The sequence below is a fragment of the Wenyingzhuangia sp. 2_MG-2023 genome (assembly GCF_030548295.1).
Classification (GTDB): Bacteria; Bacteroidota; Bacteroidia; order Flavobacteriales; family Flavobacteriaceae; genus Wenyingzhuangia.
The window spans coordinates 36946-58872 of sequence record NZ_JAUOSB010000001.1 but is presented as its reverse complement, the minus strand read 5'-3'; the positions used below and the strand labels follow the sequence as shown (position 1 = coordinate 58872).

General features: G+C 32.6%; 13 protein-coding genes. 6 read left to right on the top strand and 7 right to left on the bottom strand.

Annotated features, from left to right (window positions below; genetic code table 11):
- The first annotated feature begins 6 nt into the window (after window positions 1-6).
- The 3 genes from Q4548_RS00245 to Q4548_RS00235 all read left to right on the top strand — a co-directional run bounded on the left by Q4548_RS00245 (window position 7) and on the right by Q4548_RS00235 (window position 5890).
- Window positions 7-1665, top strand: coding sequence for a RagB/SusD family nutrient uptake outer membrane protein (locus Q4548_RS00245; RefSeq protein WP_303450014.1), 1659 nt, complete (start codon window positions 7-9; stop codon window positions 1663-1665).
- 231 nt (window positions 1666-1896) lie between these two features.
- Entirely contained in the window at window positions 1897-3705 is a 1809-nt protein-coding gene (locus tag Q4548_RS00240) for an alpha-L-fucosidase (RefSeq protein WP_303450010.1), read from the top strand.
- A gap of 343 nt (window positions 3706-4048) precedes the next feature.
- Window positions 4049-5890, top strand: coding sequence for an arylsulfatase (locus Q4548_RS00235; protein WP_303450008.1), 1842 nt, complete (start codon window positions 4049-4051; stop codon window positions 5888-5890).
- A gap of 77 nt (window positions 5891-5967) precedes the next feature.
- On the opposite strand, the gene Q4548_RS00230 is transcribed toward Q4548_RS00235, so the two are convergent.
- Together Q4548_RS00230 and Q4548_RS00225 are read right to left on the bottom strand one after the other, a co-directional pair.
- On the bottom strand, window positions 5968-6561 hold the full coding sequence (locus Q4548_RS00230; RefSeq protein ID WP_303450006.1) for a DUF1684 domain-containing protein: 594 nt from the start codon (window positions 6559-6561) through the stop codon (window positions 5968-5970).
- A 3-nt stretch (window positions 6562-6564) separates the two neighbouring features.
- The gene (locus Q4548_RS00225; protein WP_303450005.1) at window positions 6565-7275 is read right to left on the bottom strand and encodes a bifunctional 2-polyprenyl-6-hydroxyphenol methylase/3-demethylubiquinol 3-O-methyltransferase UbiG; all 711 of its coding nucleotides are present in this window, start codon (window positions 7273-7275) and stop codon (window positions 6565-6567) included.
- A 148-nt stretch (window positions 7276-7423) separates the two neighbouring features.
- On the opposite strand from Q4548_RS00225, the gene Q4548_RS00220 reads away from it, so the two are divergent.
- Window positions 7424-7585 carry a DUF5522 domain-containing protein gene (locus Q4548_RS00220; RefSeq protein ID WP_303450003.1) on the top strand — a complete coding sequence of 54 codons (162 nt, stop codon included), beginning with the start codon at window positions 7424-7426 and terminating at the stop codon, window positions 7583-7585.
- 6 nt (window positions 7586-7591) lie between these two features.
- Window positions 7592-8299, top strand: a complete 708-nt coding sequence (locus Q4548_RS00215) for a DUF4197 domain-containing protein (protein WP_303450000.1) — start codon at window positions 7592-7594, stop codon at window positions 8297-8299.
- 58 nt (window positions 8300-8357) lie between these two features.
- Here the strand turns inward: Q4548_RS00215 and Q4548_RS00210 are convergent, their stop codons facing one another.
- Complete coding sequence (locus Q4548_RS00210) at window positions 8358-10001, bottom strand: tetratricopeptide repeat protein (RefSeq protein WP_303449997.1); 1644 nt, start codon at window positions 9999-10001, stop codon at window positions 8358-8360.
- A gap of 436 nt (window positions 10002-10437) precedes the next feature.
- On the opposite strand from Q4548_RS00210, the gene Q4548_RS00205 reads away from it, so the two are divergent.
- Window positions 10438-13068, top strand: a complete 2631-nt coding sequence (locus tag Q4548_RS00205; RefSeq protein ID WP_303449993.1) for a T9SS type A sorting domain-containing protein — start codon at window positions 10438-10440, stop codon at window positions 13066-13068.
- A 526-nt stretch (window positions 13069-13594) separates the two neighbouring features.
- Here Q4548_RS00205 and Q4548_RS00200 read toward each other — a convergent pair.
- The 4 genes from Q4548_RS00200 to Q4548_RS00185 form a co-directional block, all read right to left on the bottom strand.
- Complete coding sequence (locus Q4548_RS00200; protein WP_303449992.1) at window positions 13595-15166, bottom strand: hypothetical protein; 1572 nt, start codon at window positions 15164-15166, stop codon at window positions 13595-13597.
- Between the two features lie 21 nt (window positions 15167-15187).
- The gene (locus Q4548_RS00195) at window positions 15188-16900 is read right to left on the bottom strand and encodes a RagB/SusD family nutrient uptake outer membrane protein (protein ID WP_303449989.1); all 1713 of its coding nucleotides are present in this window, start codon (window positions 16898-16900) and stop codon (window positions 15188-15190) included.
- Between the two features lie 23 nt (window positions 16901-16923).
- The gene (locus Q4548_RS00190) at window positions 16924-19971 is read right to left on the bottom strand and encodes a TonB-dependent receptor (protein WP_303449987.1); all 3048 of its coding nucleotides are present in this window, start codon (window positions 19969-19971) and stop codon (window positions 16924-16926) included.
- A 283-nt stretch (window positions 19972-20254) separates the two neighbouring features.
- Window positions 20255-21865 (bottom strand): hypothetical protein, encoded by a 1611-nt coding sequence (locus Q4548_RS00185; protein WP_303449985.1) that lies wholly within the window; start codon window positions 21863-21865, stop codon window positions 20255-20257.
- Window positions 21866-21927: the final 62 nt, after the last annotated feature.

Below are 21927 nucleotides of genomic sequence, written 5' to 3'. Positions count from 1 at the left end.
AATATTATGAAAAATAAAATAAAAAAAACAGTATATATTCTATTCATCTCACTTGGATTTGTTTCATGTAGTGATTTTTTAGTGGAAGAACCGCCAACATTTATTGCTGCTGAAAATTTTTACAAAACAGCTGAAGATGCAAGAAACGCAGTAGATGGAGTCTATGAAAGAATGGCTAATGTTTATGGTAGACGATGGATGTGTATAGACTTGTATACAGATGACATTGTTAGTAAAAGAGGAAATACTTTTACAACACCTATGGCAACACATACGGTTACACCTTCTTTTGAATTATTTGATGACAACCATGATGTTTATTTTGATTGGTGGATTGGGATAGGAAGAGCAAACGATGTTATCAGAAATGCTTCTGAAATGGATATTGATGAAGCTGTTGTTAACTTAATTGTTGGAGAAGCAAGAGCGCTTAGAGGTTTTTATTATTACAATTTGGTAAGAGCTTATGGAGATATGCCATTAATTACAAATGCAGCCAATTGGGAAGTACCTAGAACAGATGTAAATGTTATTTATGATGAAATTATTATTCCTGATTTACTTTTTGCTGGAGAACATTGTTCTGATGGTTTGCATGACGGACATATTACAAAATGGACTGCTAAGCTTATTTTATCAGAAGTGTATTTAACAAGAGCAGGAAAAAGACGTACTTCTACTGGAGAATTTGTTTTTGGAGAAGCTACTAATTATGCTTTAGCAAGAGATATGGCTAAAGACGTTATAGATAACTCACCTCACTCATTAAACCTAGAAGCATCAGCAACAGCTCCAGCTTATGGAACTGCTTGGGATGCAAACAACACTTTTTCAAAAGAATCTATGTTAGAAATATCTTACCTTCCTGTTTCAGGAATAGGAAACTGGATGACTAGAGAAGGAAGAGCCTCTAATAATGGTGTAAATTACTGGGGTAAATCAAGTGATGTACCTGTTTTATATGATAAAGATGGTAATGACCTAGAAAATGAATTTACAGTTGAGCAATTAAAATTTCCTAGAACTAATAATGCTGGTATATATTTACCAACCCCTCATTTATATGATGCATATGAAGATGGTGACGAAAGAAGAGATTTTAATATCATGACAAGGTATGATGTTCCTAACGGACCAACATACTTAACACAACCTATGTTTAGAAAATTTGTTGATACAGATGTTTTAACACTAGTTGAAGGTTCAGACTTTAGATATGCAGATAATAATACCATATTATATAGATATGCAGATGCCTTATTGATTTATGCTGAAGCTCAAAATGAAGCAGATGGAGCACCAAATAATGAAGCTTATGCAGCTATAAACGAGATTAGAAATAGAGCTGGTTTAGATGATTTAACACCTAACTTATCTCAAGAAGATTTCAGATTAGCTGTTTGGCAAGAAAGAAGATGTGAATTGGCTGGTGAATACAAACGTAAATTCGATTTAATCCGTACAGATAGATTAACAAACAGTACAAGTCCAATAAACATTGTTTGGGAAGAAGAACAAGGTTCAGTTAGTACATTAAATTCTGCATCAACCGATTTTTCAGGAGATATCTTATGGCCAGATAATGAATGGTTATGGCCAATACCACAAGCGCAAATGGAAATCAACTTAAAGTATGGTTGGATTCAAAATGAAGGTTATGAATAACTAATAAATAATTATAAAAAAGCCCCTAGTTTTACAAAGTTAAGATTAGGGGCTTTTTTGTTTACCTTTAATGCCGTTTTAACTAAAGAAAACATTATTTGAGCAATAGAATGGAGGAATAGAGAAAGTCTTTTTGTTTGTTGTATAGGTATTTTTGTCTTAGTTAATTCTTTTAGCTAAAAAGAAAATGAGCTAATAGTTAAGTAAATGGTAATTTTTAAATTATATAGAATGAATTTCAAAAAAATAAATAAGTATATATTATTAGCTGCCTCAGTAGTATGTATATCTAATACCGCATTTTCCCAAGAGAAAACAGAAAAAGGGATGGAGGAAATGTGGGGAGAAACTAGTGTTTCTGTAGATGCTTTAAAAAGCGGAAAAGGAAAGTTTTTTGATGAAAGTAATTTTGGAATGTTTATTCACTGGGGATTGTTTTCTAATTTAGGAGGAGTTTGGAATGAGAAAACTTATTACGGAATTGGAGAGTGGATTATGAATCCAAGAATGGCTGGGATTCCCGTAGCAGATTACAAGCAGATTGCAAAAGATTTTAACCCAACAGGGTTTGATGCTAAAAAAATAGCACAATTAGCCAAAGATGCTGGAATGAAATACATTGTAATTACCAGTAAACATCACGAAGGTTTTGCGATGTTTGATTCTAAAGTAAGTGATTTTAACATTGTAGATGCTACACCATTTGGAAGAGATCCTATGCATGAGTTGGCTGATGCTTGTCATGAAATAGGTTTGGGGTTTGGGTTTTATTATTCACACAATCAAGATTGGACAGCTCCTGGAGGAACAAGAGGTCCTAAGACAGATAAAAATGGTAAAGAAGCAACTTTTAAAGATTATTTCTACAACAAATGTAAGCCTCAAGTAAGAGAAATTTGTACCAACTATGGAGATATAGACTTTGTATGGTTTGATACTCCTGGAGACATGGAAAAAAAATACGTTGTTGAATTAGCTGCCATGGTAAGAGAATTGCAACCCAAAGCTATGATGTGTAGTAGAGTAGGTTATGGTTTGGGTGATTATGCGAGTGTAGGAGATATGGAAGTGCCAACAAAGCGTATAGAAGGTTTGTGGGAAACATGTGATACAAATAACGATTCATGGTCTTATGCGTGGTATGATAACAATTTTAAAAGTCCTAAAGTTATTTTAGGTAGGTTGGTAGAAACTGTAGCAAGAGGAGGGTCTTATTTATTTAACGTAGGGCCAAATGAGTTGGGAATTGTTCCAGAAATTGGAGCAGAATTCTTAAGAGAAACAGGAAAATGGTTAAAAAGATATCCTCAGGTAGTATATGCATCAGGAGCTTCTCCGTGGGATTATAAGTTGCCTTGGGGAGATGTTACCACTAAAGGAAACTCTATGTATTTAGCCGTTTCGGAATGGCCAACAGATGGTAAATTGTATTTACCAGGATTGAAAACTAAAATTAAATCTGCTAAAATTTTAAACCCTGAAGGAAAAGATCAAAAAATTGAATTTACTCAAGGAAAAGATAATTGGGTAACTTTCGAGATTCCTTTTAAAGCTCCAGAGGCCTTAATTTCGGTGATTGAAGTAGAGGTTAAAAAAGGAGAAGAAATGATAGCAGACAATACTGCTTTTGGAGTGTATCCAAATGTAGAGACAGAGTTAACTACAGAGTTTTCGACTGTAAAAAATGCTGAAGCAAAAACAATCCGTTGGATGGAGAAATTTGGGGAATGGAAGCACGCTTTTCAAGTAAGTGAGTGGAAAGAGAATGCAGGTGTGTCTTGGGAAGTTGATGTAAAAGAACCAGGATATTATTATATAGAATTGTCTTATAGTGGTAAAGGTAGATTGGTTTGGAAAACAACAACAGATGAGGGAATTATAGTTCAAAACCAACAAGCAGCAACAGAGAAGTATGTGTATTATAACATGGGAATACTTGAGTTTAAAACTGCTGGAAAACATTCTATTACAACAAGATTGGTAGAAGGAGATGTAAAAACATCAAGATTAAAAGCGTTAAAGTTAACATCAATCAAATAAGAAGGTGAAGTTATAAGTGTTCTCATTTATATGCAGTTGTCTTTTGCTTAAGATCACATATGTGTTATAAATAAACGAAATATTAAATTGTATAATTATAGCTAACGACCATCAAAAAGAAAATGATTTGTCAATAAGTCAACCAGAAAAAAAAGAAATTTAAAAACTTTAGAAAAATTGGAAATCTACTTTACCTGAGTAAATAGTAATTTAAAATTATTATAGTTACATGCGCTGTGTTTTTATCTTTTATCTTTCCCAGACCTAGACCCAAGGCATAGTGTCATGTAACTTTTAATTCAAGAGATAGTAGGAAAAACATTTATAAACATAAAATATCATTATGAAGATTAAAAAATATCTTAATGTAAAGATGAATAATATCCTTAAAATTTGTTTTTTATTAGGAGGAATAGCAGTTGTCGTGTCTTGTAAAGCAAAACAACAAGAGGAAGGACAAACGGTTAAAAAACCAAATGTTATTATAGTTATTACAGATGATCAGGGTTATGGAGATTTAGGTCATACAGGGAACTCAATTGTAAAAACACCGACTATAGATAATTTTTCAGCAGAGTCTGTGAACTTAACCAATTATCATGTGGGTACAACTTGTGCACCTACAAGAGCAGGTTTGTTAACGGGTAGAAACTGTAACAGAAACGGAGTTTGGCATACTATTATGGGAGCTTCTATGTTAAATAAAGGAGAAGTAACCTTGGCAAATGTTCTAGAAGAAAAAGGCTACAATACTGCTATGTTTGGTAAATGGCATTTGGGAGACAATCATCCTTTTTTACCAGAAGATAGAGGTTTTCAAGTGGCATTTCACCACAGTGGAGGTGGAGTTGGACAAACACCAGATTACTGGAAAAACGATTACTTTGATGACACCTACATGAGAAATGGTAAGCCAGAGAAAAAAGAAGGGTATTGTACAGATATTTGGTTTGATGAAGCAATGACTTTTATAGAAGATAAAAAAGAAGAACCTTTCTTTTGTTACTTAAGCTTAAATGCTCCTCATGGTCCTTACAACGTTCCAAAAGAATATTATGATTTGTATAAAGATGAAACAAGTTTAATTGAAGCTCAAAAGCGTTTTTATGGAATGATCACCAACGTAGATGATAATTTCTCGAGATTATTAAAAAAGTTAGACGATTTAGGGATTGCAGATAACACAATTCTTGTGTTTACTACAGACAATGGAACTGCAAAAGGTTACAAAACAGACCCAAAAACAAAAGAGGTTCACGGTTACAATGCCAATATGAAAGGTGTAAAAGGTAGTGAATATGATGGAGGTCACAGAGTTCCTTTTATTGTAAGATGGCCTAATGGTGGATTGACAGGTGGAAAATCGTTAGATAATTTAGTAGCTCATGTTGATGTTTTACCAACATTTATAAGTTTGATAGGAGAACAATATACGTCTAACAAAACCATGGATGGTACAGATGTTAGTGCTTATTTATTGGGAAAAAAACCAGCTCCTAAAAGGTATTTAGTAACAGATACACAACGTGTAAATTGGCCAGTAAAAGGTAAGAATAGTTGTGTGATGGATGATGAATGGCGTTTGATAAAAGGGGAAGAATTGTACAACATTAAAAAAGACCCAGGACAAAAGAATAACATTGCGTCTGAATATCCAGAAAAAGTTGCCGAAATGAATGCCTTCTATGAGCAATGGTGGGCAGATGTAATTAAGGAAACAAAATATTCTACTATTGAATTAGGAGTAGAGGAGCATGAGGTGTTGACTTGTCATGATGCTAGAACAGTAGATTTTTATCCTCCATGGAATCAACAATTGATTCGAGCAGGAAAACCAATGAAACCAGCATCTTTCTCCGTTAATTTTGTAGAAGGAGGAAAATACAAGTTCTATTTAAGAAGATGGCCAAAAGAAAGTGGTTTGGCATTAGGTGCAGCTACAAATGATGGAGTAGAAGCTACTTCACATACAGAAGCAATCATAGATGGTAATGCAATGAGTTTTTCTAAAGCTTTCTTAAAAATAGGAAATAAGGTTGCTCAAGTAGATGTGGATAACAAAGAAACTGCTGCGGTAATTGAAATGGAAGTACCGGAGGGAAAAACAAGTCTTTTGGCTTATTTTGATATGCAAAATGGAACTCCTAGTAATGCATTTTATGTGGATGTTGAAAAAATGAAATAAAAACGAGTGAGTTTAATTAAGTATTTTACGTTTATATTTCAAAAAAAACCTAGAGCTCAGCTCTAGGTTTTTCATTGTTAATACATAACTCCAGCCAAAATTTCAATATCTAAATGATTGTTTTTTGGTGGAATAGGGCAAACATATTTTTTGTTGTAGGCACAATATGGATTGTATGCTTTGTTAAAGTCTAAGGTAATATAGCCAGTAGGATTTTCTGGAATAGTGGTGTCTATATAACGTCCGCCAGAATAAGTATTTTTTCCGTTGCTATTGTCTGTAAAAGGAATAAATAAGTAATTCTCATAGCCTCTTTTCTTTTTCAAACTCAAATTTTGGTAAATGCTTAATGTGAGTTGTTTGCCATCAATTGTAAAAGTAGCTAAGGCATATTGTTGGTATGCTTCTGTTTCTCCATGTGTGTTTGGTATATAAATAATTGGGCTGTTAAAGGTGTAGCTAAGCTTTGCGTTTACTTTGTATTTTTCATTCATAGAAAAAAAAGGTAACCCACTAAAGGATTTGATTTTTTTTGAGGGTAACGGACTTTTTTTAGGGTTTTTAAAATAGTCGTTTAATTCTTCTCTATGCACTCTAATTTCTGATTGATAATTATTTTGACTAAATCCAGCACAGCAAATCAATTGTACAATAAGTATTAATTTTTTCATAAGTTAAGCTTTGGTTATTTTTGCTAAATAATCATAATGATCTCCTTCGGCGACTAGTTCACAATTTAGTCCGTTATAAACAGCACAACGTTGCAAAGTATTATAGTCTACATACAACCAGTCAAAAGTTTCAGATTGGTGGTCTTTGTAATTCATCCAAAATTGAACTTCTCCGTAATAATCTTGAGCAGCATCTATCCAGTGGTCTCCATTTTCATCTTCAAACATGTAAATAATGTCTGAAGAATCTATCAATAGTTGTCCTTTTGGGGTTAAAAAATTAGTAAGATGTGTTAGAAACGGAGCTAAGTTATTTAATTTTCCACAAATTCCTGTTCCGTTCATTAATACCAAAATAGTGTCATGTTTTTGGTCGGTATCAAGGTTGTAAATGTTGGTAACTTTGGCATTTTTCAATCCTCTATCTTTGGCTACCTCAATAGCTCCTTCAGAAATGTCAATAGCAGTTACGGTTAAGTTTTTATCTTGTAAGTACAAAGCGTGACTACCAGCACCACAACCTACATCTAAAACATTTCCTTTGCTAAGTTCTAACGCTTTTTGTTCTACAATAGGCATGTCTTTGTAAGATCGTAACAAATAGTTAAGAGGCAACTCATCTTCTTCTGTGATAGAAGAATTTGTCAACAGTTTGTCTTTGGTGTTCTTGTCAAAATAATAAGCTTTCAATGCGATGCCTAAAATATCTTTCATTATAAAGTAGTATTGAACTACAAAGTTACTTTATTTGTAAAAATTAACTAAAAGAAAATGAGGACTATATTTTAATTGTTTATTTACCATTTTAGAACAGCTTATATGTTTCACTTTATTTATTTTTGGCAATAGTTAATTTAAGGCAATGCTAAACATTCCGCCCGAAGAGGGAGATTTTTATACAAACGAACAAGGATATAGGGTTTTTACGGAGCAATACCATTTAAAAAGAGGTTATTGCTGTAAAAGTGGTTGCAAACATTGCCCTTATGGTTATAATAAAAAAACAGATTCATTCATCAAATAAATAAATATGAAAAAAATTATAGTAATGGCATTAGCTTTGACTTTGACAAGTTGTGCGGAATTGAATAAAATAGTACAGAGTTTGCCAGCAATAATGGAACAGCCAGTTTCTAGCTTAGACATTTCTAATGGATTGAAGGAGGCTTTGAATAAAGGAATTACCGATGAGGTAAGTAAGTTGACTCAAGAAAAAGGTTTTTATAGCAATGATTTGGTAAGGATTGCATTGCCAGATGAATTGAAAAAAGTAGATGAAACTTTACGGAAATTTGGTTTGGGAGATTTGGCAGACAAAGGTTTGATTGCCTTAAACGCAACTGCTGAAGATGCTGTGAAAACAGCAACACCCATATTTGTAGATGCTGTAAAACAAATGAGTTTTAACGATGCGAAAAATATTTTGATGGGCGATAACAAAGCTGCAACAACGTATTTGACCAATGTTACCAATGACAAATTATATGCTTCATTCAATCCTGTAATCAAACAGTCTTTTGATAAAGTAGGAGCAGCAGAAATTTGGACAAATTTAATTACAAAGTACAATCAAATACCGTTTATTAGTAAAGTAAATCCAGATTTAACAGATTATGTTACGGAAAAAGCTTTGGAAGGTGTATACACAATGATTGCTATTGAAGAACAAAAAATTAGAACCAATATTAGTGAGCGTTCTTCTGTGTTGTTGAAAAAAGTTTTTGCTTTGCAAGACTAAAAAGAAATAAATATTTTATAAAAAAGCTCAAGAGAAATCTTGAGCTTTTTTGTGATGCTTAAATGGTGTTGATAAAATCCGTTAGGTTTTGATCTCTAGTCAAACCTAATTTTTTTCTCAATCTGTATCTTGATGTATGTACGCTTTCTGCCGATATTCCTAGCAATGAAGACATTTCTTTACTAGAGAAATTCAACTTGATCAGCGCGCATATTTTTTGATCTGTTTGACTTAGTTTAGGGAATTGTGCCTTTAAATTGGTGTAAAAACTTTGATTGATGTTGGTGAATCGAGCTTCAAATTCTTTCCAATTGCTGTTCGGATTTCCTTGTATATTATTCACCATTCTGCTAATGACTTTTACATCAATATTGTCTTTTTGTTTTGAAAGTTTGTTTTTTAGACTGTTTAAGAACTCTTCTTTTTCAATCAATTGAAGAGCGGAAGCTGTTAACTCTTTGTTTTTTAATTCTAAGATTTCATTCTTTCTTTTCAATTCTAATTCTTGTCTTTCTTTGATGATTTTCTTTTCATTTTTATGTTTACTTCTTAGGTTTCTAATAAAGACAAAACCAAAAATTAATAAAAATAAAATGCAGACAATAAGTAGCATGTTTTTTAAAAACCAGATATATTCTTCTTGCTTTAATATTTTAATTTCTCTTTCGGCTTCTAATTTTTCTTGTTTTTCTTTGGTAATTCTATAAGTATCTTTTACAGCAAGTAAATCTTTATTGCTTTCGCTTTTGCTACTAAAGATTTGCTCATTCATTTCTTTAGATTTTTCTAAATACTCAAAAGCTTTTAGGTGGTCTCCTTTCTTTTTGTAAACTTCCACCAAACCGTCACAACTCATAATTCGATAATCTGCATGACAGTGTAGTTTTTTAGAAATGGTTAAAGAGTTTAGATAAGCATTAATACTTTTGTCATAGTCTCCTGTTTTCTGATAAACTTCTCCCAACAAATAATCTACAATTACAATATAAGTTTCGCTGGTATCGTTTTTTTCTTCGTAATATTTTTTTGTCCTTTTTAATTTTTCAATAGCCTGTGCATATTTTTTTTCATGCGTTAATTTGTAGCCAAGTTCAGTTTCTAAATAATAATTTATTTTAGTTTCTTGCGTTTGGTTTTTAATTTGGAAACAACTATCTAAATACTTTTGATACATTTCGTAGTTGTTGTTTTTTCTATAAAAATTAGTCAATGCAAAATATCCCCCAAATGTTCTAGCAATGGGAAATTTTTTCTTTGCAACTAACTGTTTGCTTAGTTCTAAAGATTTGTTGATGTATTTTAAAGCCTCTTCTTCTTTGTTAAAATAACTATACAGCCAACCTAAACCTTGATATATTTTACTTTTAGAATCATCTTTATTAGTGTTTTCGGCTAGTAAAAGTGCTTTCCAATAATAATCGTAAGACTTAGAATAATTCACGTTATGGCTATAGACAAACCCAATTCCTATTAAAGCTTTAATAGCCTTTATTGTATCTTTTTTTTGAAGTGACAACTCATAAAATTTCTGATACTCTTCAATAGATTTTTTAGGATTGATGAATTTTATTTGATCTGCATTTTTTAAAATTTGGTTCCATTCTTTGTTGTTAACTTCTTTTGGTTTTTGGGCAAGCAATAGAGAATTGAAAGCTATTACAATCAACAATATAGATGTTTTTAAAAATTGATTTAGTTTCATTTTCGGTCTTTAATTATGAGAATTTGAAAGAGAAATTGTTCTTGTTGAGATTTTGTAGGCTGTGAAATTAAGAAAGTAAAATCGCAAATAATAGTTTGTTTTTATAACTGTTCAGTTTATAGAAGAAAAATTAACTATAAAGTGGGTGAGAATATTTTTCAAAAGTATAAAAAAAGGAGCTTTACTTTTTGTAAAACACTATTAGTTTTTGGGATTAATGATGTTTTTGGTAATAGATGGTTGTTTTTGTTGTGAAATAGTAGATTTGGGTGTTGGTTGTTTGTAAATGGGATAAATTGAAATAGACGATATGTCTAAGTTGTAGCAACAAATGGATTAAGTACTTGTTGTATAGTTTAAGTCCATATGTGTGAACATGCATTTGTGTAAATTACTACTACTTTTAGGAAATGTCTAATTTTAAAACAATACGATTTTGAAAAAATTTGTTGGATTTCTATTCTTTATAAATTGCCTTTCTTATAGTCAGAGTAATGAAGTTTCGGTGAGTATAAATGTAAACGTAAAACACGTTGTAGGAGGGATTTCTACCTTTGATAGGTCTAAATTTATAACAATTCATGCCAATCAAACAGAAGGAGAATGGGATGGAGATAATTTTACGTCAGATTTAAGAAATGATTTTTTGAATGGTTATGATGTGTATCTAGGAAGAGATACAGGAGGGATTACATGGAACTTGAACAATATGGAAGAAGATCCTAATAGGCTTGGTTTTGCAGACCCAACTAAAATTGCTTCTAAAGGAAAAAACTCTAGGAACTCTTATGCAGCTAAAACTCATTTACACGCTTACGATTCAAGAAAACAGCAAGTGGTGGCAGCTCAGTTACATCCTTTTTGGACAGGAGAAAGTCAAAAAACAACGAACAAAGGTTGGAAACTGGCAAATGCTACTGCAACAGGTGAATATATGGGACGTTATTTTAATGAGTTTCATGGTAGAAACGGATTGCCTGAGCCAACTTGGGTAGAAGTTATTAATGAACCAGCATATGAGGCATTAGGAGGTAAAAAGAATTACACGAATTCTTTGCAGGAAATTGCAGATTTTCACGTTGAAGTAGCCGATGCAATCAGAGTACAGAACCCAAATTTAAAAATTGGAGGTTATACGGTTGCTTTTCCAGATTTTGAAACGGGAGATTTTCAGAGATGGATTCATAGAGATAAACTGTTTATTGATGTTGCTGGAGAAAAAATGGATTTTTGGTCTTGGCATTTGTATGATTTTCCTGCCATAGGAGGAAGAGTAGATTTACGTTCTGGTAGCAATGTTGAAGCAACTTTTGATATGAACGATCAATACAGTATGTTGAAATTAGGGCATACAAAACCTTACGTAATTTCTGAATATGGTGCTCAGACTCACGATTACAACGGTAAGGGGTGGAATGCGTATAGAGATTGGTTGTTTCTGAAATCTCAAAACGCATTAATGATGTCTTTTATGGAAAGACCTAATGATATTGCGATTGCTATTCCATTTACAGTTGTAAAAGCAGAATGGGGATTTAATACTACAAAAAATGATCCATATCCTGCAAGATTGATGCGCAAGACAAACGAACCTGAAAGTTATACAGGAACTTGGATTTATACGGAAAGAGTAAAGTTTTATCAGTTGTGGAAAAATGTTAAAGGGACTAGAATAGATACAAAATCAGATGATTTAGATATTCAGGTGGATGCGTATATAGATGGTAAAAAAGGTTATTTAATTTTGAATAATTTAGAGTCCAATGCCAAGAATATCAATTTAAATATGTTTGACGACCATACTTCTAGTGTTGTCAGTATTGTTAAAAAACATTTGACGTTTTTAGGCGAGAAACCTGTTTTGGAAGAAGAAACAGTTCAATCTGCTATTTCTAGTGTAGTGTTAGGGGCAGAATCTACAATGATTTTAGAATATACGTTTGCAAATGATGTAATAATCGATGAAACTTCTGAAGAGGTTAAGTATTTTTCTGAGAACTATTTAAAACCTATAGAAGCAGAGACACAGATTGCGTTTGCTATCAATAATGTTGCAAAACCTAGAACGTACGGAGAAGGTGTGTTGAGAGTAAGTATTGGTAGAGATCACGGAAAAGTTTTAATACCTAAAGTAACTGTGAACGGAGTGGAGATTGCTGTTCCGCAAGATTGGAGAGGGTATGATCAAGCAGATAAAGAACGTTTTTTTGGAACCTTAGAAATTCCAGTAGCTTATGATTTGTTAAAAACAAACAATGCTGTAGCTATTGAGTTTCCAGATTCTGGAGGACATGTAAGTAGTGTGGTTTTACAAGTTTTTAATTTTAGTAGCAACATTAGAGAAGTAGATCCTTCTAAATTATCCTTTGATAATTACGAGATTAAAAGTTTTGAAGCTAATTGTATTGGAGAAAATAGCGGAAAAATTCAGATTGCCACTTTAGCAACTATGGATTACAGCGCTGTTGTTACTGGAGAGGATTTTAGCAAAAGCTTTAATTTTACCAACTTATTAAATATAGATCGGTTAAAAGCGGGAACGTATCAAGTTCTTATTTCAATAGCAGATTCTCCAGGTTACAAAGCAGAATTTCAGGTTGTAATTAATGAGCCAAAATCATTAGATGTTTTGGCTCAAAAGGATGAAATTAACAACTTGGTAAATTTGAATTTATCGGGAGGAAGAAGCTATTTTGTGTTTTTAAATGGAGAAAAATTAGAGACATCTTCTAATAATATCAAATTAGAACTAGCAAAAGGGAATAATCATTTAAAAGTTTCTACAGAAAAAAGTTGTCAAGGAGTGTATGAAGAGTCTTTTATGATAGATAAAAACTTTGATATTTATCCGAATCCTGTAGAGGACGTTTTATCAATTATGATTTCAGAAAAAATGTTGAATTCAACTGTTAGGGTTTATAATGTTTTAGGGAAACTAATAAATGAATATTCAATGACGAACATTGAGAATGAAATAAAAGTTGGAGATTTTCAAAAAGGTGTGTATGTTCTTGTTTTAGAAAAAGAAGAAAAAAATTATGGAAGTTCAAAATTTGTGGTTTTGTAACAGTATTTAAAATTTTAAAAAAGGGATTGATTATTTATGGTCAATCCTTTTTTTTATTTGTAGTACAAATAGTATAGAATGTGTTATTTAGATTTAACTATTTTGAATGCTTTTGGAGTGTTAGAATTGCTGATGTTTAATAAATCAACTCTATTTTTTGTCTAAATATTCAACAACCCATTCTGCAGAAGTTCTACAATAAAAGGTTGTCAACCTGTACATTTTTTCCTTTTGGATACCTCTTTAAAGCAGGCTGAATTTCCTTAAAATTTTGAGGTTTTGTTTGTTGTTTGTTGTTTGATGGAGTGGGTAATCTTTAAAAATACTAGAATAAGCAAGATGGTAAGCTTTATTTATAATGGTAAGATCTGTATGAATATAAAGAGTGTTTGTTGCTATTTGTATTGAGGTTTTATAGCCTGTAAAACGGATGTAGACGTAAAAAAGGCTTGAGAATGTTCTCAAGCCTTTTTAAATTATCAGCTGAAAAAGTATCAACCGTTTTGTGTGTTTTTAACTACTGTAGTTAAGGTCTAGGATTTACTTTTCTTACCACAATATCATCCATATAGAAAGAGGTGGTTGTATCATTGTCTTGATTGTATCCTCGTATTGAGAATTTGTTATCAGCAGCGGTTGCATATTTTACAGTAATTTTTTTGTATACCCATTCATTTAACGGGTATTCAGAATCAAAAAGATGTACGGAAGCTACCCCCCAATCTGTATTAGGTACGCTAAAGAATCTGATGTCTGGTGTTAAGTTGGTGGTAGTACCTATTTGATCTAAGTACATCCAAACTCCTACTTCATAAGTTACTCCTGCTTCAACAGGAAAGGTGTTTGCAGTACCAGCATTGTTAAAGTTCCCAACAATCATTCCTCCATTAGCATTCATGACTATATGAGCACTTTTAGAACCAGAGTGTGCTTGGTCACTATTAATGTTTAATGTGTATTCATCCCATGGAGCTCCCCATTCTAAATATTTCCAATTAGCATTGGTACTGTCTTCAAAATTAGAATCGTAAGCTAATGATTCTAGAATGTTAGGATATTCAGTAGTAATAGTTGTGTTGTTAAAAGCTTCTGCTTCTACACCATCTAGCGTTGCCAAATTTCCTTTACTATAGCTAATTGTGGCTTGGTCATCAGTATATAAAGTTTCTCCATCAAGTTCTATAATTGCAATGTTTTTTTCTGTTGCATCTAATGTTACAGATTTTATAGGTGGAGTAATATTTGCACCTGCTAAAGTTGTAATGTTCACTGAAAAACTGCTTGCATTTAGTGTACTAGCATCCATTTCTCTACTAAAGTTTAGGACGATTTTCCCTTCGTTATTGTAAATATTATCTAATGTAACTGGGTCGGTAGAAGGAACAACTCTAATCAAACCGGTATAAGACACCATGTTTCCTCCTGCTGGTCTTGCTCTAGATGCTCCAAAAGACAGATTGTAGTCTCCCATTTTAGAGTATTTTACATCAGAAGTTTTATTAGTCTCATCTGTATTTACCACAACTCCTCCGTTGTCTAAATCCCAAGTATATTCTTCAGGTTCTCCTACAGTAGTGTATATAAAACGTACTGAAGAACTAGATGTAATTTCGTTAAAAGCTTCGTCTTTCATTACTAAAGCATCACCTAAAGATCCGTCAGAATTTAATTTGTATCCTTCTAAAGTAACTGCAACTTCTTCTAAAACATTGATAACAATAATGGTGTCTAATACGTTTCCTTTTAACGTAGTACCATCATAAGCATCTCCTTTAAAAACTTGATGTAATGAAACATCGTGTAATCCTGGTTCTTTAAAGATGGCTTCTAGTATGTTTTTTGAAGAAGTAATATCATTATCAGCATCTACAATATCTACAACTCCTTCTGGAAAAGTCCAGATTCTAGATTCAACACCAGAAGAAACATCTCCAAATGTGATAGAGTTATTAACTTCTACTTTGTTATCAAAGTCCATCTGATTGGTCATGACTTCTCGATCATTTGCCGTAATCAAATCGCTTTTTTGATCATCACTACACGCAGAAAAAACAAAAGCGAGCATGAATAACAATTTGTATATATTTTTTGAATTCATAATTTTAAATTTTTTGTACTGTTAATTTAAATTATTATTAGCCTGCACTTCTAAAGTTGGTACAGGGAAATAATCGTGTTGAGCAGAATTGTAAACCGAACTAGCAATAATAAAATCAGGTCTTATTCTTTCGTTAATGTATATTGGAGCTTCCCCTTCTCCTGTTACGTCTAAGTTGTTTTGTCTCCAAACTTCGTCGGCTCTAAGCTCTGTAAATACTTGTTCTACAATTCCCCATCTTACCAAATCTTTCCAACGTTGTCCTTCAAAACAAAGTTCAAGAGGTCTTTCTACTCTTTGGATGTGAGTTAAAACAGTTTCAATACTAGGGGTTACCAAAGGTTGCACTGTGTGTACTTGTTTGCTTATATGTAACTGAGGAAATTGTCCTACGTTTTCATTCATATATTCTTGTAACGTTTTAACACCGGCTCTAGCTCTTACTTTGTCTATGTATGTGATTGCAGTGTTAAAATCTCCAGTATCCATCAATACAGCTTCAGCATACATTAGGTAGACATCTGCCAAACGAATAGCTCTGTAATTGATACCAGATCTACTATTTACGTCTTCACTTTCTTGGTTGTACCAGTTGGTGTATTTTTTTACATAAGAACTTTGACCGTATGCCCATCCTGCTTTTTGACCGATAGGCAAATTGTAATATTCACCATCTCCGTTTTTAGGAACAATGCTTGCTCCCATTCTTTTAGATTGTGTATTTCCGTCGTTGACTGGATTTGTAGAATCTACCTCATCATATACAAATAACTCATGCAAATAATACGAAGGTAAAACTGTATTGTATCCTCCAAAATTTAATTGAGCCAAAGGTCTAGCCAAAGCACTAGCTTCTGCACCAGTTTCGGTTGTACTATTATCAACAATATTACCGTTTACACCAGCAGCAATGGTGCTAGAGAAATTTACTTCAAAAATAGATTCTGAGTTGAATTCATTTTGATCGGTAAAGTTGTCTAAGATATCAGGAACCAATGTGTAAACATTAGAGTCTATAACTTCTTTAAATAAATCAGCAGCTTCTGACCATTTTTTATCATAAAGGTATACTTTACCTAATAAGCTTTTTGCAGAACCTTGGGTAACTCTACCAAGATCATCACTTGAGGTCCATTCTAGAGGTAAGTTTTCTTTAGCAAAGTCTAGATCTGGAATAATAATGGCATTGTTCACTTCTTCAATAGAAGAAAATGGTTGTTTTAAATCTTCTGTTGTTTCTGCAATTTTAGTCTGCATTACAGCTCCTCCGTAAGTGTTTACCAATTCAAAATAAAAATAAGCTCTTAGAAATCTAGCTTGTGCTTCAATTTCGTTTTTGGAGTTTTCAGTAAAAACAGTTGGGTCAACAGTATTGATGTTTTCTATAACCTGATTGGCTCTAAAAATTCCAACATACAATTCATTCCATTTGTCGGTTACATAAAAGGTACCATCTGTGTAGGTTAAATTTCTAAAAGTATTGGGAGCGTACCAAGATTCAGTTCCTCCTAAATCCGCTCTTACCATTTCGTATTGTAGTCCGCTACCGCTTACGTTTTGGAATTGCAAGGCACCATATACTGTGGTCAAACCACTGTTGAATTGATTTTCTGTTTCCCAAAATATTGCCGATGTAGTGGCATTAGGGTTTATTTCTTCTAAAAAACTACTTTCATCACAAGCTACAAATAGCAAGGTTGAGGTTAGTAGTAATATGTTTTTTATGTACTTCATGATCTTAAAGTTTTTTAATGTTGTTAGAAATTTAATTGAGCTCCTAGCATAAATTGTCTAGAAAAAGGGTAGTTTCCAACATCTACACCACGAGTGAATATTCCATCTCCACCAATATCAGGGTTGTATCCTGTGTATTTTGTAAACGTAAATGGATTTACCGCTGTTAAGTATATTCTAGCTCTTTCAAGTTTTATAGCTTCTATTTTAGGCAACGTATATCCTAGGGATAAGTTTCTAATTCTAAAGTATGTCCCATCTTCTAAAAAGTAATCAGATCTAGCTCTAATGCTATTGGCAAATGCATTTTGTCTGTCTGTAGGTACGTTAGAGTCTGGGTTTTGTGGAGTCCACATGTTGTACAAGTCTAAATGTCTTCCTGCTTGATAAGCATATAATTTTGATCCGTTGTAAACTTTTGCTCCAGATGAAAAATAGGTTTGTGCTGATAAATCAAAATTTTTGTAATCTAAATTGATGTTGAAACCAATGTTGAACTTAGCTTGTCCAGAACCAGAATAAACACGGTCATTGTCATCAATTTTTTGATCATCGTTTATGTCTTTGTACATCATGTCTCCCAATTGAGCACTGTTGTCAATCAATTTGTAAGCATCTAACTGACTTTGTGTTTTGATGATTCCATCATGTTGTACCAAAAAGAAAGATCCTGCTCTGTATCCTTCTGCTAAGTAAGTTGTATAATCAACATTGGTACCTCTAGAAAGTACAGGTCTCCCGTTTGCATATCCTCTGTCTACACCATTTAAATTAGTAACCGTGTTTACGTTTTTGGTAAATGTACCGCTTAAGGTGTATTTCAATCCAAAATTGGTTTCATCTCTATATTTAATTGCCAATTCAACTCCTTTGTTACTCATGCTTCCTGCGTTGGTTACACGAACATTGTATACTCCATTGGTTCTTGGTTGGTAAGTTCCTGATGAAGGAGGAAGGCTTTCTTGCAACAACATGTCTTTCTTGTCGTTTTCGTAAAGGTCTAGGTTGATGTTCAATCGGTTTGCAAATAAATCTAAATCAACACCAAAGTTTTTAGAGATGGTAGTTTCCCATTTGATGTTTGGGTCTACATATCTTCTTTGAATAAATCCATTGTTTAAGGTTTCATTGGCTCCTGTGTTGAAAAGATAGTTGACACCACTTTCAATAGTTGGTGTAAAAGAGTAAGACCCAATGCTTTGATTTCCAACTTCTGCCCAACTTGCTCTAAACTTTAATCCAGAAATAGCTTTTAGGTTTAAGTTTTTGAAAAAATCTTCTTTATCTAAATTCCATCCAGCAGAAACGGCAGGAAAGGTTCCGTACCTGTTTTTTGAAGAAAAATTAGAAGAACCGTCTCTCCTAATACTTGCAGAAAACAAATATTTACCATCGTAATTGTATTGTACTCTAGCCAATTTACCTGTAAGTGTATTGGCGTTGTTTAGACTTGTAGGAGTAATTGCTTCTGATCCTGAACCCAATGTTTTTAGAGCTTCATTTGCATCAGCACTATACATAACACCTACACCAACTTGTTTGTAGTTGTATTTTTCATAAGAGATAACTCCTAATAAATTAAGGTTGTGTTTTCCAAAACTCTTAGAGTAATTTAAGATGTTTTCAATAGTTTCTCTTTTTCCCCAATTATAGTTTTCATTCAGAAAAGCGTTTGGATGTGAAGCTCCAGGGTTCATGTTTCCAGTCAAATCGTATACAATATATTGAGGTTTGTAAAATGTTTGTCTGTAGTTAGAATTATTACTTCCTAAGTTGATTTTGTACTTAAGTCCTTTTAAAATTTCATATTCTAAATTAACAGCAATATTGGTTGCAAGTGTTTTAGAATTGTTTTCGTTTTTTAATAGTTGTGATAAATAACTGTATTGAATTGCATTTGCTACAGGTATTTGAACTTCTGTTCCTTGTGCATTTAAAGAACCAAGACTTGCTTGATAAGGTCCTTGTGCAATAGCGTATTCATACAATCCCCAAGGTTCTATTTGTTTGTTTTCTTGTTTAAAGTTGATGGTTGCAAATGCCTTGAACTTTCCTTTTTTAAACTGACCTGTAATTCTGTTAGAAAGTCTATTAAAACCCGAGTTGATAAGTACTCCATCTTGTGTAAAATAGTTGCTATTTAAACTCAATGTTAGGTTTTTTGTTCCACCAGAAATATTCAAATTGTAATTGCTCATTACTGCGTTGTCGTTCTGAACATCGCCAACAAAATCAGAGTTGTTGTTTAGAGCTTGTGCGTTTAAATACAAAAGAGGAGAGTTGATTCCTTTGGCTTCACTTGCTTTTTGATTCTCATACATCTGTTGTTGCGTATTCATCAATGGAGTTCCAGAAGTAATATTTTGAATACCCGTATACGTGCTAAAATCTATTTTCATTTGTCCTTCTTCTCCTTTTTTAGTGGTGATTAGGATAACCCCGTTAGAGGCTCTTGTACCATAGATTGCAGCAGAAGCTCCGTCTTTTAAAATGTCTATAGATTGAATCTGTTCTGGTGCAATATTTGGATTGCTTTGATAAGGAATTCCATCTACAACATACAATGGACCTAGTGCGTTTGGACTGATAGATCCTAAACCTCTAATTTGAATATTTGCTGCAGAACCAGGAGATCCACCACTTGTTTGTACATCCACTCCTGCAATTTGTCCTTGAATAGCATTACCGATATCAGACGTTGGTGTTTTAGAAATAATTTCGGTATCTACTTTTGCAACAGCTCCTGTTACTTCTTTCTTTTTTTGAGATCCATAACCTACTACAAGAACTTCTTCAAGTTGAGTAGCATCTTTTTCAAGAGAAACATTGAGTGTTTGGCTATTGGTAGGCATATTTATTATTTTAGTTACAAAACCAAGAAAAGAAATCTCAATTTTTTTGCCTGGAGGAGCACTCAACTCATAGTTTCCATCAAAATCGGACATGGTTCCGTTGTTTGTTCCTTGAACTAGTATGTTTGCTCCAAGCAAAGGTTGACCATCTCCAGTAATAATCCCTTTAATGGTTGTTTTTTGTTGAGCGTGAACAATACCAATGCAACACAATAACATACACGCTATTATGTATAGCTTGCTTTTTTTGCCACGAGAGCGTAAATGAACTTTCATATGATAAATTTTAATTTATTACTTGGGGCTAAATTGCATGAAATAGATAGAGAAAGTTGTTTTTTAGACTAGACCATCCCTAAACAATGGATGGTTTTGACTAAACATTAGGGCAAATTTGACTAGATATAGTCTAAACATTTGTTATATGTATGTTTTGTAGTGTTTGAGGTATGTGTTTGTTGTTTGGGTTTATTTTATGAATTTTGTATAAAAAAAACGTCTTTTATATGGAGTTTATAAATTCTGTCAAACTTTCGTTTCTTTCTAATCCCAGTTTTTTTCTCAATCGATATCTTGATGTATGAACACTCTCTATAGAGATACCTAACAATGAAGACATTTCCTTGCTAGAAAAATTTAGCTTAATAAGAGCGCATATTTTTAGATCAGTTTGTCCTAGAGAGGGGAATTTATTGTTTAAGTTTTGGTAAAAACTCTGATTGATCTGTGTAAAGCGAGCTTCAAACTCTTTCCAGTTGTTTGTTGGGTTTCCTTGGATGGATTTTACCATTCGGTTGATAACTCTTATGTCTATGTTGTCTGTAGTTTGTTTGGATAACTTGTCTTTTAAGTTTGCTAAAAATTCTTCTTTTTCAATCAGTTGTAGTGCAGAAGTTGTTAATTCTTTGTTTTTTAGCTCTAGAATCTGATTTTGTCTTTTCAATTCTAGTTGCTGACGTTCAAAAATTAGCTTTTTCTCATTTTTATGTTTGTTTCTTAGGTTTCGGATAAACAAGTAACCAAATATGAGAATGAAAATAATAGATGTGATTAGAATTACATATTTTAAAAACCAGATATAATCTTCTTGCTCTAGTTGCTTTAAACGGTGTTCTTTTTGTTGTTGTTCTTGCTTTTCTTTGGTAATTCGGTACGTATCTTTTAAGTTAAATAAGTGTTGGTTGCTTTTGCTTTTACTACCAAAAACACTATCGTTTAGAGTTTTGGATTTTTGTAAATATTCAAAAGCTTTGTCACATTTATTTTGAATGTTGTAAAGTTCTACCAAAGCATCACAACTCATAATTTTGTAATTGGTGTGACTGTGGTAGTTTTCAGAATCTTGTAATGATTCTAAAAAGGCTTTTTCACTTTTTTGATACAATCCCATTTTTTTGTAAACATCACCGATTAGGTAGTTTACGATTACTAAATAAGATGGATCTTTTTCTTCAAAATGCGCTTTTACTTCTTTAAACTTATTTAGAGCTTGATCGTATTTTTTTTCATTAGCTAGTTGATGTGCTAGCTCAGCATCTAAATAATAATTTTCTGAAAAAGTGGGGTGTAGTTTTTTGGTTTGAATACAACTATCTAAGTATTTTTTATACATTTCTTTATTTCCTCTTATTCTATAAAAATTGGTAAAGGCAAAATAATCACTAGACAAATAATCTATAGGAACTATTTTTTCTTGATATAGCGTTTTGTTTGTGTGTAGAGATAGGTTAAAGTGTTTTAGTGCTTCTTTGTCTCTGTTATAAAAACTATACAGCCAACCTAATTCCTGATGAATTCTACCTTTGTAAAGTCTATTTTTTATTTTTTCGGCCAATAATAAAGCTGTCCAAAAACCATCGTAGGCTTTTCCATAATTCACGTTATGGCTGTAAACAGTAGATAATGTCATTAGGCTTTTGATGGCATTTAGGGTGTCTTTTTCCTTCATAGAAGCATTGTAGCTTTTGTTTAGATAGGAGATAGATAGCTGAGGTTTTACGTATTTGTACTTTAAAGCTTTGTTATATAATAAATCTGGAGTTTCTTGACTGTAACTTTTAAAGCTTGATAAAATACTAAATATGAAAAGTGTTAAAAGTGTAAAATTCTTCATCAAATTTTATTTTTTTTATTGTAAATGTTAGTATTACAATATAGAAACAAAAAAGGATGTCT

Bases quoted from the DNA above. Each gene is read 5' to 3' on its own strand.
- Q4548_RS00210 (WP_303449997.1), bottom strand. From the start codon at position 10,001: ATGAAACTAAATCAATTTTTAAAAACATCTATATTGTTGATTGTAATA.
- Q4548_RS00190 (WP_303449987.1), bottom strand. From the start codon at position 19,971: ATGTTATTGTGTTGCATTGGTATTGTTCACGCTCAACAAAAAACAACC.
- Q4548_RS00235 (WP_303450008.1), top strand. From the start codon at position 4,049: ATGAAGATTAAAAAATATCTTAATGTAAAGATGAATAATATCCTTAAA.
- Q4548_RS00220 (WP_303450003.1), top strand. From the start codon at position 7,424: ATGCTAAACATTCCGCCCGAAGAGGGAGATTTTTATACAAACGAACAA.
- Q4548_RS00200 (WP_303449992.1), bottom strand. From the start codon at position 15,166: ATGAATTCAAAAAATATATACAAATTGTTATTCATGCTCGCTTTTGTT.
- Q4548_RS00185 (WP_303449985.1), bottom strand. From the start codon at position 21,865: ATGAAGAATTTTACACTTTTAACACTTTTCATATTTAGTATTTTATCA.
- Q4548_RS00245 (WP_303450014.1), top strand. From the start codon at position 7: ATGAAAAATAAAATAAAAAAAACAGTATATATTCTATTCATCTCACTT.
- Q4548_RS00195 (WP_303449989.1), bottom strand. From the start codon at position 16,900: ATGAAGTACATAAAAAACATATTACTACTAACCTCAACCTTGCTATTT.
- Q4548_RS00215 (WP_303450000.1), top strand. From the start codon at position 7,592: ATGAAAAAAATTATAGTAATGGCATTAGCTTTGACTTTGACAAGTTGT.
- Q4548_RS00240 (WP_303450010.1), top strand. From the start codon at position 1,897: ATGAATTTCAAAAAAATAAATAAGTATATATTATTAGCTGCCTCAGTA.
- Q4548_RS00225 (WP_303450005.1), bottom strand. From the start codon at position 7,275: ATGAAAGATATTTTAGGCATCGCATTGAAAGCTTATTATTTTGACAAG.
- Q4548_RS00230 (WP_303450006.1), bottom strand. From the start codon at position 6,561: ATGAAAAAATTAATACTTATTGTACAATTGATTTGCTGTGCTGGATTT.